Annotated in this window: 14 protein-coding genes; 5 read left to right on the top strand and 9 right to left on the bottom strand. The window is 60.5% G+C overall.

Translation table 11 applies throughout. The features are described from left to right. Positions 1–21 precede the first annotated feature (21 nt). Positions 22–876, bottom strand: a complete 855-nt coding sequence (locus ACA057_RS24585) for a LysR family transcriptional regulator (RefSeq protein ID WP_497343083.1) — start codon at positions 874–876, stop codon at positions 22–24. An 89-nt stretch (positions 877–965) separates the two neighbouring features. Here ACA057_RS24585 and ACA057_RS24580 point away from each other — a divergent pair, with 89 nt between their 5' ends. Beyond that, positions 966–1,412 carry a multidrug/biocide efflux PACE transporter gene (locus ACA057_RS24580; RefSeq protein ID WP_497343081.1) on the top strand — a complete coding sequence of 149 codons (447 nt, stop codon included), beginning with the start codon at positions 966–968 and terminating at the stop codon, positions 1,410–1,412. On the opposite strand, the gene ACA057_RS24575 is transcribed toward ACA057_RS24580, so the two are convergent. Further along, entirely contained in the window at positions 1,390–2,301 is a 912-nt protein-coding gene (locus tag ACA057_RS24575; RefSeq protein ID WP_497343079.1) for a LysR family transcriptional regulator, read from the bottom strand. The genes ACA057_RS24580 and ACA057_RS24575 overlap by 23 nt on opposite strands. Before the next feature lie 112 nt (positions 2,302–2,413). Between ACA057_RS24575 and ACA057_RS24570 the strand changes: the two genes are divergently transcribed. Continuing rightward, positions 2,414–3,268, top strand: a complete 855-nt coding sequence (locus tag ACA057_RS24570) for an NmrA family NAD(P)-binding protein (protein WP_497343077.1) — start codon at positions 2,414–2,416, stop codon at positions 3,266–3,268. Positions 3,269–3,313: 45 nt separating this feature from the next. Here ACA057_RS24570 and ACA057_RS24565 read toward each other — a convergent pair whose 3' ends face one another. Beyond that, on the bottom strand, positions 3,314–4,072 hold the full coding sequence (locus tag ACA057_RS24565) for an SDR family NAD(P)-dependent oxidoreductase (protein WP_497343075.1): 759 nt from the start codon (positions 4,070–4,072) through the stop codon (positions 3,314–3,316). 121 nt (positions 4,073–4,193) lie between these two features. On the opposite strand from ACA057_RS24565, the gene ACA057_RS24560 reads away from it, so the two are divergent. Next, positions 4,194–5,102, top strand: coding sequence for a LysR family transcriptional regulator (locus ACA057_RS24560; RefSeq protein WP_497343073.1), 909 nt, complete (start codon positions 4,194–4,196; stop codon positions 5,100–5,102). A 98-nt stretch (positions 5,103–5,200) separates the two neighbouring features. Here the strand turns inward: ACA057_RS24560 and ACA057_RS24555 are convergent, their stop codons facing one another. Next, positions 5,201–6,817 (bottom strand): inorganic phosphate transporter, encoded by a 1,617-nt coding sequence (locus ACA057_RS24555; RefSeq protein WP_497343071.1) that lies wholly within the window; start codon positions 6,815–6,817, stop codon positions 5,201–5,203. Positions 6,818–7,042: 225 nt separating this feature from the next. After that, the gene (locus ACA057_RS24550) at positions 7,043–8,065 is read right to left on the bottom strand and encodes a transporter (protein ID WP_401362352.1); all 1,023 of its coding nucleotides are present in this window, start codon (positions 8,063–8,065) and stop codon (positions 7,043–7,045) included. Positions 8,066–8,359: 294 nt separating this feature from the next. Between ACA057_RS24550 and ACA057_RS24545 the strand changes: the two genes are divergently transcribed. Further along, entirely contained in the window at positions 8,360–9,985 is a 1,626-nt protein-coding gene (locus ACA057_RS24545) for a methyl-accepting chemotaxis protein (RefSeq protein ID WP_497343069.1), read from the top strand. A gap of 69 nt (positions 9,986–10,054) precedes the next feature. Here the strand turns inward: ACA057_RS24545 and ACA057_RS24540 are convergent, their stop codons facing one another. Further along, a complete protein-coding gene (locus ACA057_RS24540; RefSeq protein WP_497343066.1) occupies positions 10,055–10,363 on the bottom strand; it encodes a PepSY domain-containing protein in 309 nt (102 codons plus the stop codon). A gap of 183 nt (positions 10,364–10,546) precedes the next feature. Next, the gene (locus ACA057_RS24535) at positions 10,547–11,674 is read right to left on the bottom strand and encodes a glycerophosphodiester phosphodiesterase (protein WP_497343064.1); all 1,128 of its coding nucleotides are present in this window, start codon (positions 11,672–11,674) and stop codon (positions 10,547–10,549) included. Positions 11,675–11,907: 233 nt separating this feature from the next. Between ACA057_RS24535 and ACA057_RS24530 the strand changes: the two genes are divergently transcribed. Beyond that, positions 11,908–12,234: a DUF2025 family protein gene (locus tag ACA057_RS24530; RefSeq protein ID WP_497343062.1), complete on the top strand. Its 327-nt coding sequence runs from the start codon at positions 11,908–11,910 to the stop codon at positions 12,232–12,234. A 122-nt stretch (positions 12,235–12,356) separates the two neighbouring features. On the opposite strand, the gene ACA057_RS24525 is transcribed toward ACA057_RS24530, so the two are convergent. After that, on the bottom strand, positions 12,357–12,680 hold the full coding sequence (locus ACA057_RS24525; RefSeq protein WP_497343060.1) for an antibiotic biosynthesis monooxygenase family protein: 324 nt from the start codon (positions 12,678–12,680) through the stop codon (positions 12,357–12,359). Further along, positions 12,677–13,384 carry a CTP synthase C-terminal region-related (seleno)protein gene (locus tag ACA057_RS24520; protein ID WP_497343058.1) on the bottom strand — a complete coding sequence of 236 codons (708 nt, stop codon included), beginning with the start codon at positions 13,382–13,384 and terminating at the stop codon, positions 12,677–12,679. Before ACA057_RS24520 ends, ACA057_RS24525 begins: the two co-directional genes overlap by 4 nt. Between the last annotated feature and the right edge of the window lie 10 nt (positions 13,385–13,394).

The following is a 13,394-nucleotide window of genomic DNA, read 5'->3' as shown; positions in this document are numbered from 1 at the left end:
TGCTGGCGAATGGCAGCACCGCTATTCCAGCATCTTGCTCAACAACCAACTCCCCGCCGGCCCCGGCGGATGCTGCCGCGACCACAGCGCATCCACCGACACCGTTTTCGGCCAGCCGCGAACCTGAAGTTCCTGCAACGTCCCCGCCCCAAAACGCCCGACCAGCCACCGGGGCAGCGGTGCCCAGCCAAATCCGCCCTGGGCCATTTCCATCAGCATCAAGTAACTCGGCGCCGACCAGACGCGTCCCTTCGCCCGACTTTCATACGGATTGACGATGGTCGCCAGGCGCAGCTCGCGATGCTGTTGCAGCACGTCCTGATCGACAGTGCCCAGCGCCGCCAACGGGTGTTCATGGGCGACAAACAGCGCGATTTCCGTGCGTTCATCCACCGTCGAGCTGACCAAATCCGGTGGGTAACTGTCCTGCATCTCAGCGAAGGCAACATGCGCTCGACCGCTTTGCACCAACGCCACCAGGTCGTCGCATTCGGCAATCAGGCATTCAAGTTCCAGGTCCGGATAACGCTGCTCGAAGCTACTCAGTGCCGCTTCAAATCGGTCCGACTGGTAGGTGTCGGAAATCGCCACCGTCAGTTTCGCCTCGACCCCTTCGGACAATTGGCTGGCGGTCATTTCCAGACGGCTGGTGGCGGCCAGAATTTCTTCCGCCCGCAGCAGCATGACGCGCCCGGCCGGCGTCAGTGTCGGCTTGCGGCTGCTGCGGTCGAACAGGGTCAGGTTCAAATCGATTTCCAGGCTGGCGACCGCCGCGCTGATGGTCGACTGACTGCGGCCCAGCTTGCGTGCCGCAGCGGAAAACGAGCCTTGAGTCGCGGCCTGGACGAAGGCCTGCAACACTTCGTGGGATGCCATGAACTATCGCCTTGATCGATGGTTATTGGTTATGAAGTATCGATGTGATGGCCGATCATGGCAACCACAGTCACTTAGGGAGTCTGATCATGACCCTCAACAAATCCATCACTGAACGTATTTTCCAGGCCGTCGGTTTCGAACTGCTGGCCATCCTGATCTGTACCCCGCTGCTGGCCTGGATCATGGACAAACCGATGCTCGACATGGGCCTGGTGACGATGGCAATCGCGGCCCTTGCCCTGGCTTGGAACGTGGTCTTCAACGGCCTGTTCGACCGCCTGCTCGATCGATTGCAGGTGGTGCGCACCGCTTGGGTGCGTGTCGTCCATGCCTTGCTGTTCGAAGGCGGCCTGGTCGCGGTCGGCGTGCCGTTGATTGCCTGGTGGCTGAACATCAGCCTGTGGCAAGCGTTCCTGCTGGACATCGGTGTGTTGCTGTTTTTCCTGCCGTACACGTACGTTTACCACTGGGTGTATGACGTGGTGCGCGAGCGCGTGGTCATGAGTCGGGTCAAGCCGTACAGAGCTCAATGACAAAATCCAGAAACGCCCGAACCTTGGCCGCCGGCAGATGCCGCGACGGATACAGCGCATACAACGGAAAACGCTCATCGGGCCAGTCGGGAAACAACTCGACCAAACGACCCTCCTTCAAGGCCGGCGCTATCCCCAGGTCCAGCACTTGGGCGATGGCCTGGCCACTTTCACACACGCTGTGCAACGTGCCGACGTCATTGACCAGCAATCGGCAGTGCGGCTGCACATGCAGCACCGACCTGCCCGGACGATGGAATTCCCAGCCGAACGGCCGGGCGGTTTGTGGATCGCGAAACTGCATGCACACGTGCTGCTCGTGCTCCATGTCTTGCGGTGTCAGCGGGCGTCCGTGTTTTTTCAGGTAAGCCGGCGAGGCGAGGGTCAGCACCCGCACGTCCAGCAGCTTGCGCGCCACCAGCGATGAAGACACCGGGTGGCCGAAGCGCACCGCCAGATCGAAACCGTCCGCGACCATGTCGCCCAATTGATCGCGGGTTTGCAGTTCCAGGTACAACTCCGGATAGCGCTCCATGAACCGCCCCAGCGCCGGGCCCAGAATCAGCCGCGAAAAATACGGGTCCATGTTCACCCGCAAACGTCCTCTGACCTGAATCGCGCTGCTCGATGCCGAGTTGGCCGCTTCTTCGAGACTGGCCAGCAGCGGCGCGATCTCTGCGTAAAACCGTCGACCTTCGTCGGTGAGGGTAACCGTGCGAGTGGTGCGGTCGAACAGGCGAATGCCCAAGCGTTTTTCCAGGCGCGCAATGGCCCGGCTCACGCCTGATGGCGTCAATTCCAGCGCTTCGGCGGCTCGGACAAAACTGCCGCCGTCGACCACCGCGCTGAACACGCCCATGCCATTGGCAAGGCTGGCATCGAAGCTCATTGATGATTCCTGATCACGTGTGCAATGACATTCATGCTATCGGAGAATCTTCTTTTGTCGCTGACTATTTCCCCATCGCGACACACGTCGTCTTCGAGCAGGAGAACAGTTCATGTATGCAGTGATGGGCATTACCGGGCAGGTGGGCGGCGCAGTCGCCCGTACGTTGTTGGCCGCCGGTCACATCGTGCGCGCCGTGGTGCGTAGCGCGGAAAAAGGTGCGACGTGGGCGCAACGTGGGTGTGAAGTGGCGATTGCCGATGTCGACGATCGTGAGGCCATGGCGCGGGCGTTCACCGAGGTGGAAGGCGTATTTGTGATGATGCCGTCGAACTTCGACCCGTCGCCGGGTTTTCCGGAAACCCGGCAGGTGGTGGAAAACATCCGTTGGGCGCTTGAAGCCGCGCGCCCCGGTAAGGTTGTGTGCCTGTCGACCATCGGCGCCCAAGCCACTCAGCCAAACCTGCTGAACCAGCTGCAATGGCTGGAGCAGGCGTTAACGAATCTGGAGTCGCCCGTCACCTTCCTGCGCCCGGCCTGGTTCATGGAAAACGCTCAGTGGGACGTTGAATACGCGATGGGCTCAGGAATGATTCCGAGTTTTCTGCAACCCCTCGATAAACCGGTGCCGATGATCGCCACGGCGGATGTCGGCCGAGTGGCTGCCGAGCTGTTGCAGGCGTCATGGCAGGGCAAACGCATCGTCGAACTGGAAGGCCCGCAACGCATCACGCCGCTGCAACTGGGCGCCGCTTTCAGCGCGCTGCTGGGCAAACCGGTACGGATGCAGAGTGTGCCGCGCGAGACCTGGCAGGCACTGTTCGCCAGTCAGGGCATGCGCAACCCATTGCCACGGATGCAGATGATCGATGGGTTCAACGAAGGCTGGATCGAGTTTGAAGGCGAACCGCGCAAGGGGAGGGTCGAGCTGTTGACGGTGCTACAGCGTTTGCTATCGCGCAGTTGAAAGAGTTCAGCGGGCTGATGTTCAGCCCGCTGAACGGTACGCCAGTTACAGAAACATCCCGCCCGAAGCTTCGACACGCTGGCCGTTGATCCACTGACTGCCCGGCGCCAGCAACAACGCAATCGCGGCGCCGATGTCGTCCGGCAGACCGACGCGACCCAGGGCGGTATTGCCAGCCACGTAGCTGTTCACTTCGCTGTTGTCGCGCACCGTACCGCCGCCGAAATCGGTTTCGATGGCGCCTGGCGCCAAGGTGTTCACGGAAATCCCACGGGCGCCGAGTTCCTTGGCCTGGTAGCGCGTCAGCACTTCCATCGCCCCTTTCATCGCCGCGTAGGCGCCGTATCCCGGCAGGCTGAAGCGGGTCAGACCGCTGGACACGTTGAGGATTCGCCCACCGTCCGTCATCAGCGGCAGCAGGTTCTGCGTCAGGAAAAACGGCCCCTTCAAATGGATGTTCATCAGCAAGTCGAACTGGGCGACGGTGGTGTCGACGAAGCTCGCATTCAGGCCGATGCCGGCGTTGTTGATCAAGAAGTCGAAATGCTCGCGATCAAAATGGCTGCTCAGCACCCCTGCAACCTGAGTGGCAAAATCGGCGAAGCCTTCACTGCGGCCAACGTCGAGTTGCAGCATGGCGGCGCGACCGCCGAGGCTTTCGATTTCTGCGACCAGTGCGTGCGCCTCGTCAGCCTTGCTGTTGTAGGTGCCGATGACATCGATGCCTTGGGCTGCCAGATGCAGCGCTGCGTTTTTGCCAAGGCCGCGGCTGGCGCCGGTGATCAGTGCGATTCTACGGTTCATGGGACTTCCTCAAGGGCAGTGGGTGGTTGATGTGAGGAAGTTTATTTATCCGCCCTACAGTGATAAACAGGTTGAAACTGGAATCACTGATCGGTTAATCCGAACAATAGAAGGTCGGCCCATGAACAAACTGGAACTGCTGCGCACCTTCGTTCGCGTCAGCGAAAAGTCGAGTTTTACCCTAGCCGGTGAAAGCCTGGGCCTGCCCCGGTCCACTGTGTCGGAGCACGTGCAAGCCTTGGAAGCGCTGTTAGGTACACGCTTGCTGCAACGCACCACGCGCAAGGTGCAGGCGACCCAGGACGGTTTGGTGTTGTATGAGCGCAGCAAGGATCTGCTGTCGCACATGGACGAAATCGAAGGGCTGTTTCGCCAGGACGCGGCCTCGCTCACCGGGCGGATTCGCGTCGACATGCCGAACATCCTGGCCCGTCGCATCGTGATGCCACGGCTGCCGGAATTCATGGCGCTGCACCCTAATCTGGAACTCGAAATCAGCACCACCGACCGTCGCGTCGATCTGCTCAGCGAAGGCTTCGATTGTGTGGTGCGGGTCGGCGCTCAGCCGGATCAATCGGTGGTCGCGCGCCACCTGTGCGACTTCGCCATGGTCAACTGCGTCAGCCCCGCGTATGTGCAGCGTTATGGCATCCCGCAAACGCTCGAGGATTTGGCACGGCATCGACTGGTGCATTACGTCGGCGTGCTGGGCGCGCGCTCGGAAGGTTTTTTGTATGAGGTAGAGGGCACGCTACATCGACTGCCAATGGCGGGGAGCATCACGGTGAACAGCACCGACGGTTATGAATCGGCGTGCCTGGGTGGGTTCGGTTTGGTGCAGGCGCCGATGATGGGCATGAAACTCTACCTGCTGAGCGGCGAGTTGGTGGCGGTGCTGCCGCAGCACAATGCGCCGTCGATGGAAGTGTCGCTGCTGTATGCCCGGCAACGGCATCTGCCGTTGCGGGTGCGGGCATTCATGGATTGGTTGGGGCAAATCATCCAATCCACAACAACCCATCACCTGTAGGCGCGAGGCTTGCCCGCGAAAGCGCCTTGTCTGACACATTGATGTTGAATGTGCAGCCGCCTTCGCGGGCAAGCCTCGCTCCTACAAGTCAGGGTGGGTCAGAACAATTGGGTGAACAGCCAATATAAGCTGCCCGACAGCAGAATCGCCGCCGGCAAGGTCAGCACCCAGGCCATCAGCAGATTGCGGATGGTCTTCATCTGCAACCCGCCACCGTTGGCGACCATGGTCCCGGCCACGCCCGAAGACAACACATGGGTGGTCGACACCGGCAGCCCGAACATGTCCGCCGCGCCGATGGTCAGCATGGCCACGGTTTCCGCCGAGGCGCCTTGGGCGTAGGTCAGGTGAGTCTTGCCGATCTTCTCGCCGACCGTCACCACGATGCGCTTCCAGCCGACCATGGTGCCCAGCCCCAGCGCGATGGCCACGGCGATTTTCACCCACAGCGGAATGAACCGCGTGGAGTTGTCGATCTGTTGTTTGAACAGTTGCAGCTTGCTGCTGGTGTCGGCGTCGAAGTTGCCGACCTTGTTCTTGTCCATCAGGCGAATGGTTTCACTGGTCAGGTACATGTCGTTACGCACGTTGCCCACGGCCTCGGCGGGCACCTTCGCCAGCGAACCATAGCCCTTGACCTCAGCGCCGATGCGGCCGGTCAGTGCCGCGAGCGCCGGCACCAGTTGCGGCGTGGCTTCCTTGCTGCGCACGTATTCGGACAGTACAGCGCGCGGGTCGGCCGGGGCCGGTTGCGGCGCAGCCTTGACCAGCGCTTGCTGGGTGACTTCCGCCACGGCGGCGAACTGCAACGCTTGATCCGCCGGCATGGTGCGGTTCAGCGCATACGCCATCGGCAGGGTGCCGACTAGAATCAGCATGATCAGGCCCATGCCTTTCTGGCCGTCGTTGGAGCCGTGGGCGAAGGACACGCCGGTGCAGGTGACGATCAGCAAACCGCGAATCCACCACGGTGGTGGGGTGGTGCCTTTAGGTTCTTTGTACAACGCGCGATTCTTCACAAAGGCGCGCAGGGCCAGCAGCAACAAGGCGGCGAAGCCGAAGCCGACCAGTGGCGACAGCAGCAGCGCATAACCGATTTTGGTCGCCTGTGCCCAGTCCACGCCGCTGGTGCCGTCGCGGCCGTGCATCAGCGCGTTGGCGACGCCGACTCCAATGATCGAACCGATCAACGTGTGCGACGACGATGCCGGCAGGCCCAGCCACCAGGTGCCAAGGTTCCACAGGATCGCAGCGATCAGCAGGGCGAAAATCATTGCGAAACCGGCGGATGAGCCGACTTGCAGAATCAGTTCAACCGGCAGCAGGGCGATGATACCGAACGCGACCGCGCCGCTGGACAGCAACACGCCGAGGAAGTTGAAGAACCCGGACCAGACCACCGCGACATTCGGCGGCAGCGAGTTGGTGTAAATCACCGTGGCCACGGCGTTGGCGGTGTCGTGGAAACCGTTGACGAACTCAAAGCCCAGCGCAATCAACAGCGCCACGCCCAGCAACAGAAACGGCGTCCAGGTGGTCACCACGGTGCCGAGTTCGTTCATGTCGTGCATCAGGCTGTAAGCGGTGAACAGCAAGCCGATAGCCAGTACAGCGAAAAACACCACGATCGTCAGCAAGCCGGGTTTTTTATCAAATTGCGGCTTGGCACTACTGGTGGCGTGCGCCGGGGCAGTGGTGAAGGAAGGAGTAGCCATGACGGACAATCCTGAGGAGGGAAGGAGTGTCCGTCATGATCGTTGCAAAATGTTACAGAGAGGCTGCGTTGGATCAGTGTTCAGGTTTTTTTGCCGGTCCGTTGATCTGTTCTGTCTCGGCAGCGGCGGAGGATGTGCCTCCGTCTTCGCGGGCAAGCCCGCTCCCACAGGTTCTGCACAGACCTTGTGGGAGCGGGCTTGCCCGCGAATGGATTTCAGTAGCGCTCAATAATCCTGGCGTTTGCGAAACGCCCAGCGCCCGGCAATCACGGTAAACGTCGCGACCAGCGCCACCAGAATCCAGAACCCCTCCGGATCACCGGAAAGCGGCACGCCGCCGACGTTCATCCCAAAGAAACCGGCAATGATGTTGATCGGCAACGCCAGCACCGTGACCACGGTCAAAGTAAACAGCGTGCGGTTGCTCTGCTCATTGAGGTTGGCGGCAATCTCTTCCTGCAACAGCTTGATCCGCTCACCCAGTGCCGTGAGGTCGTTGATGATCAGCGCGAACTCCTCGGTGGACTTGCGCAGCTCCTTGACGTCCTCCTTCTGCAACCACTGCGGTGGGCGATTGAGCAGGCGCAGCAGCGAGCCCGGCTCCAGCGCCAGCAGCCGTTGCAGACGCACCAGCACCCGGCGATTGGCACCCAGCTCGGCGCGGTTGGTCGACAGCCGCGAAGACAGCAACTCATCCTCGATCTGGTCGACGCTGAGGCTGGTCTTGCGCACGATCTGGGTCAGCACTTCGCCCTGATCACGCAGCAAATGCACCAGCAATTCCAGCGGCGAGCGGAAGCATTCACCGGCCTTCACCGATGAGCGCAGCTTGTCCACCGAGTGCAGCGGTTGCAGGCGTGCGCTGATGATCAGCCGACTGCGGGCACACACCCACAACGTCGAGACATCAGACGAGACCATGCTGCTGAGGTTGAACACCACGTCGTTGACCACCGCCAGCAACGCTGAATCGACGTGCTCGATGCGCGTCGAACGCGAGCCTTCGTGCAGCGCTTCAAAAAACTCCTCGGGCAATTCCAGGTGACTTTTCATCCAGCGCTCGCACGCGGCGTGAGCGAGGTTCAGGTGCAACCAGAGAAACTCCTCGCCGTCGTCCGGCTGTTGCAGGCACTGCAACGCCTTGGCCGAATCGATCTCCCGACCGCGCTCGCCGGGACGGAAACTGAAACCGTAAAGCAGACCGAACAGGTCCGGGTCGCGATGGCTGTGGTCGATGCTGTGGTTCATGAGGGCTCGCAAGGGGAGACGCAATCGCCAGCTGCTACACGAGGTGCGTTGTGGCGGGTTTCACAGGTTCACTTGAGCCACATCATCGCAAGGAGTCTTGACGGTTTTGTGACAGCCAAAAGACGCTGGCAAAGGGCCTTCTACCGGTGGTCGGAACCGCTCAAGAACGGCACTCGCACGCCGATGACGCTGAGGTAGATCTTTGCGACGCCGGTCGAGAACCCGCGTCGCCGACAGGGATGTCCGGACACCTCGCACGCCCGCGTGCTTCATCTCCGTCATGAGTATCACTCGATGTTTTTGCAAAAATCCCTGAGAGCGCAAATCCTCGCCCTGTTGAGCGGCAGCCTGTTGGCCGTGTTGCTGATTGCCCTGGCCTGCTTTCACTTTCTGTCCGGCGGCGTGCAGAGCTACGCGAACCTGATCGAAGGCCCGCTGCACACTTCGCAATTGATCGATGAAGCCAACCTGCAATTCAAGGTGCAGGTTCAGGAATGGAAAAACGTCCTGCTGCGTGGCAAGCAGCCGGCGGACCTGGACAAATACTGGAAGCAGTTCGAAGAGCGTCAGCGCGATGTGCAGGGCATCCTCGGTGAACTCGCCGGGCAGAAGGGCATCGAGCCGCAACTCAAGACCCGCATCGAACGCCTGCGTGACGAACATCGCCAACTGGGCGCGGCGTACCAGAAGGGCCGCGATGCCTACGTGGCGGCGGGCGCCGACCCCACCGCTGGCGACACGGCGGTCAAGGGCGTGGACCGCGCGACCAGCGATCAGATGAGCGAGCTGGTCAGCGAGTTGCGCAAGCAGGGCGCCGAACAGTCGAAACTGATCAGCGCCAGCGCCGATCGCACGGTGTTGCTGGGGATTATTGTGATGCTCGCCTCGGGCCTGTTGATCGGCCTGTTGAGCCTGTGGCTGGTCAACCGCAACCTGGTCGAACCGATCCGCACGTTGATCGAGTACGTGGCGCAACTCAGCCAAGGCAAATTTGCCGAGCGCGTGTCGAGCACCCGTCAGGATGAGTTGGGCAAACTGGCGATGGCCGCCAACACCCTGCGCGATTTTCTCGCTGAAACCTTCACCCGTTTGCAGCGCAGCGCCAAGGACCTGGACAGCGCCAGCGGCGAGCTGAATTCGATTGCCAGCCTCATGGCGTGTGGCACCAACGAGCAGTTCAACCGCACCGATCAGGTGGCCACGGCGATGAACGAAATGTCCGCCACCGCCCAGGAAGTCGCGCGTCATGCCGCCGATGCGGCACGTGCCGCCGATGACGCTGACCAATCAGCCCAGCAGGGCGAAAAAGTCATGCAGGGCACCATCCACACCATCACCCAAATGCGCGGCGAAATTGCCAACACCGCCACGGTCATCCGTCGTCTGGAAACCGACAGCGGACGCATCGGCAAGGTGCTGGAAGTGATTCGCGGCATCGCCGAACAGACCAACCTGCTGGCGCTCAACGCCGCCATCGAAGCGGCCCGGGCCGGTGAAGCCGGGCGTGGTTTTGCGGTGGTGGCCGATGAAGTGCGCAGCCTGGCCCAGCGAACGGCAGCGTCGATCATCGAAATCAACCAGATCATTCAAACTGTGCAAACCGGTGCGGTGGACGCGGCGCAGGCGATCGAAAGCGGTCAGTCACGCAGTGAGGAAAGTGTCGAGCAAGTGACCCAGGCCGGCGCCATGCTGGAGCGGATCACCCACGCGGTGGAAGCGATTCGCGACATGAACCGCCAGATCGCCACCGCCGCGGAAGAGCAGACGTCAGTGGCCGAAGACATCTCGCGCAACCTCACCGAGATCACCAGCATTGCCAGTACCAACCTCGACAACGTGCAACGCACCGAAGCGGCGAGCCACAACCTGCATGGGTTGTCGGGGCAGTTGAATGAGGTGACGGCGCGCTTGAGCGCCTGATTCAAACGCATCACGCAGACGCAAAAAAGCCGCACGATCCGAAAATCGTGCGGCTTTTTGCTGTGCGCATCAGTCGTCTTGTTTGTTCTTCAGGACTTCGCCGGTGGCGGCGTTCAGGTCCACGTCCCATTCAACGCCTTTGGCGTCTTTCAGTTCGACTTCGTACTCGTAACCGTTGAAGTGGTTGTCCAGGTCACTGTCGGTAATCGTCGCGCCCGGGTGCAACTTCAGCACGACCTGGTTCAATTCTTCCAGTGGCTTGATTTTACCTTCCTTGACCAACTGAGGGATCTGGTTGACGGGAACATCATCAGCCTGGGCCAAACCAGCGGAGAGGGTCAGGGCAGCGGCAGTGAACAGAGCAGTCAGGGTTTTCATGAAGTTCTTTCCTTGGGGTGAGCTGTTTAAGTGGGATCAGATTAATTGGGGCAACTTAATTCACCCTTAATTCCCACTTTGATTCCGCTTTCAAAGCAATCGCGGGCAAGCCCGCTCCCACAGGTATTGCTTCGGTCCTGTGGGAGCGTGGCTTGCCCGCGATGGGGACGCCACGGTATTGGATCAATACCCGTTGTTCGTCAACAACTGCGCAACACTCGCCGCCGCCGGGCGTTTGTAGAACTTGAGCAGCTCACTGGCGCGGTTGGTGAAGATGCCATCGACGCCCGCGTCCATGACTTTCTGGTAATCCACAGCATCGTCGATGGTATAGACATGCACCAGCAGACCTTGGTCGTGGGTGTACTGGTTCATCCACGGTTGCACCAGGTCCGAGTAACTCTGATCGCCACCCTTGGTCAGCGCAGCGGAAGGACCGGTGCCGATCGCCCCTTGGGCCTTGGCGTACTCGACCCACTGCTGGAACTCGGCTTTGGATTTGGGCTGCTGCTTGGCGTAGTAAGTGGCTTTGTCCTTGTCGCCGGACTCGGCGAACGTCACCTTGGATTGAGGCTCGATGCTGCCTTCGCCCACCCACAACAGCAGGATCTTCGGTACTTGCGGCATTTCTTTTTCAAGCAGTTCGAGGCTGCTCTTCTCGAAGGTTTGCAGCACGACCTTGCCTTTGCCCTGGCCGACGGCCAGCGCGCTTTTCGCCAGTTTCGAACCGGCCGGGCTCAACCAGCCGCGATCCTGAAGTTTCTCCTTGAGGTCGTGCTCGATCCCGGGAAACTGCTTCGGCTCTTTGGTTTCGATGTACAGCCCGGGTTTGTGCAGCGGGTTGCCCTGGGCGATGTCGATGATTTCATCGAGGGTCAGGATTTTCAGCCCGGCGTAGGAAGGACGCGCGCGATCCGGGTAAGCCGTGTTGAACCAGCTGCCGGCATCCAGGGTTTTCAGCTCGGCGATCGTGAACTCCGTGGCCGGGCTGTCTTTGCGCTCAGGGAACTTGGTGGCCACGTCGGTGGTGCGTTGCAGATTGTTGTCGTGCAAGGCGAACAGCACGCCATCCTTGCTGCGTTGCAGGTCCATTTCCAGGTAGTCGGCGCCCAGATCGCGGGCCAGTTTGTAGGACGCCGCGGTGGATTCCGGGGCATCGAAAGACGCGCCACGGTGAGCAATCACCGCCGGATGCGGGATGCCCAAACGGGTGGCCAGCGCGGTGGGGCTGGGCTCGGTGGCAGCCTGTGCCTGGCCGAGGCCGAGCAACACACCCAGCAGCAGGGCGCTTTTGGAGAAGGTAGCAGGCATGGTCGAGATCCTTTCGCAGATGTTCAAAGACGTCTCTTTTAACAACTGAGCGCCGCCAGCGCTATCGCCAGACCGACATAAACGTGTTTAAAGCTGATTTTTTCCGCGCTTTTGTGCAGTTCTTTGCAGTACTCTTGGCCCCGAAAGTTTCCCCGGCAGAGGGAAACCCGATCGCCTGCCTTGCGTGTAAACCATCGATCACCGGTCCTATTTGACCTTCTGTGAGGTTTAGCATGCGCATCACTTCCGAACTCATCTGTCAGGCCGCCGACCAACTCAAAGGCTTCGTCGGCCTCAATCGCAAGACCGGCCAATACATCGTGCGTTTCAGCGAAGATTCCTTCGGCATGGATGTGGCGGATGACGGCATCATTCCCACCAGCGAATTTGTCTGGGCTGCGGGCCCGGCCCCGGCCATGACGCTTAAGCGCGAGTTGATTCAGTTGTTGCTGGATCAGAACATCGATGACCGGATCAATATTACCGAGCCGTTGCGGGTGTATATGAATCGGCGGGAAGTGCCGGAGATATCGGCGGTTCGCAGTTTGGTGCAGAGCTGAGTTTTGCGGTGTCTGTGCTGGCCTCATCGCGGGCAAGCCCGCTCCCACAGGGATATGTGTTGCTCACAAATCCTGTGGGAGCGGGCTTGCCCGCGATGACGGCCTCAAGAACACCACATCATTCACTGCCTAAACGCATAATCGCGCTCAACCCTGCACACCCGCGTATGACAGGAAGCGTACCAGGTCGACCGCCCACGCTCACGAATCTCACTGTGCTCGGGATGATGTTTCCACGCCAGAATCGCCGCCTCGCTGGCCCAGTAAGAAACCGTAATCCCCAACCCATCCTCACCCCGAGCCGATTCCACTCCTAGGAACCCGGGTTGCTCACGAGCCAGCGCGACCATTCGTTCGGCAGCCTCCGCATACCCTTGATCACCTTCAGTCCGTAACGACGTAAAGATCACGGCGTAATAGGGCGCTTTCAGCGTGTTGGCGATCATGACGTCTGCCTCGCACACGCCTCGATCAATCCACGGACCAGCGGCGGCAGAATGCCCTTGAGCGCGGCACGCTCCGGTTGGAACAGGGTGGCGACAAAGAACGGATGCCCGCGCAATTCCACCGCTCTTAAATCCCCCGCCGAGTCGTGTCCAACGGCGCTTAGTCGTTGGCTCAGCAACGCCTGTTCAAACTCTGGGTTCACACCGTAACGACAGCGATAGCCCTCGCGAATCTCAGCCCTTTCGTACGCCTTGGCGATCAACGAACCTTCAACCAGGTGAATGCTGTCGACGGCTTCAACCAACGAACAACTCAGCGGTGTGAGCAGCGCCCGGCTCGCATCGGGATGGGTCTCGCCGTGCTCGGCATCTTCCCAGCCCAAAACATTGCGGGCGTATTCCAGCACCGCGTGTTGAAAACCGCCGCAAGTGCCGAGGAAAGGTCGCTGATGTTCGCGAGCAAACCGAATCGCCCGCAATGCGCCATCCCTGTCGCGGTAGGGACTGGCGGGCACGCACCAGAAGCCATTGAAGTTCTGCAGCGGTGTTTGCGCGTTGATGCGGTCAGTGGCCAGCCATTCGAATTGCACGTCCAGGTTTATCTGTTCGGCGGCCAAGCCGAGTGCCACGGGGATGGCTTGATGGGCGGTGACTTGCGGGTCGTAATCACCGATCAGGGCGATGCGGATTGGGCTGCTTTCCATGAGTGCGCTC

The sequence above is a fragment of the Pseudomonas sp. LBUM1661 genome (assembly GCF_059695925.1).
This window is presented reverse-complemented; position numbering and strand designations above follow the sequence as displayed.

Coding starts and splice junctions, on each gene's coding strand:
- ACA057_RS24585 (WP_497343083.1), bottom strand. CDS start 876: ATGGCATCCCACGAAGTGTTGCAGGCCTTCGTCCAGGCCGCGACTCAA.
- ACA057_RS24580 (WP_497343081.1), top strand. CDS start 966: ATGACCCTCAACAAATCCATCACTGAACGTATTTTCCAGGCCGTCGGT.
- ACA057_RS24575 (WP_497343079.1), bottom strand. CDS start 2,301: ATGAGCTTCGATGCCAGCCTTGCCAATGGCATGGGCGTGTTCAGCGCG.
- ACA057_RS24570 (WP_497343077.1), top strand. CDS start 2,414: ATGTATGCAGTGATGGGCATTACCGGGCAGGTGGGCGGCGCAGTCGCC.
- ACA057_RS24565 (WP_497343075.1), bottom strand. CDS start 4,072: ATGAACCGTAGAATCGCACTGATCACCGGCGCCAGCCGCGGCCTTGGC.
- ACA057_RS24560 (WP_497343073.1), top strand. CDS start 4,194: ATGAACAAACTGGAACTGCTGCGCACCTTCGTTCGCGTCAGCGAAAAG.
- ACA057_RS24555 (WP_497343071.1), bottom strand. CDS start 6,817: ATGGCTACTCCTTCCTTCACCACTGCCCCGGCGCACGCCACCAGTAGT.
- ACA057_RS24550 (WP_401362352.1), bottom strand. CDS start 8,065: ATGAACCACAGCATCGACCACAGCCATCGCGACCCGGACCTGTTCGGT.
- ACA057_RS24545 (WP_497343069.1), top strand. CDS start 8,360: ATGTTTTTGCAAAAATCCCTGAGAGCGCAAATCCTCGCCCTGTTGAGC.
- ACA057_RS24540 (WP_497343066.1), bottom strand. CDS start 10,363: ATGAAAACCCTGACTGCTCTGTTCACTGCCGCTGCCCTGACCCTCTCC.
- ACA057_RS24535 (WP_497343064.1), bottom strand. CDS start 11,674: ATGCCTGCTACCTTCTCCAAAAGCGCCCTGCTGCTGGGTGTGTTGCTC.
- ACA057_RS24530 (WP_497343062.1), top strand. CDS start 11,908: ATGCGCATCACTTCCGAACTCATCTGTCAGGCCGCCGACCAACTCAAA.
- ACA057_RS24525 (WP_497343060.1), bottom strand. CDS start 12,680: ATGATCGCCAACACGCTGAAAGCGCCCTATTACGCCGTGATCTTTACG.
- ACA057_RS24520 (WP_497343058.1), bottom strand. CDS start 13,384: ATGGAAAGCAGCCCAATCCGCATCGCCCTGATCGGTGATTACGACCCG.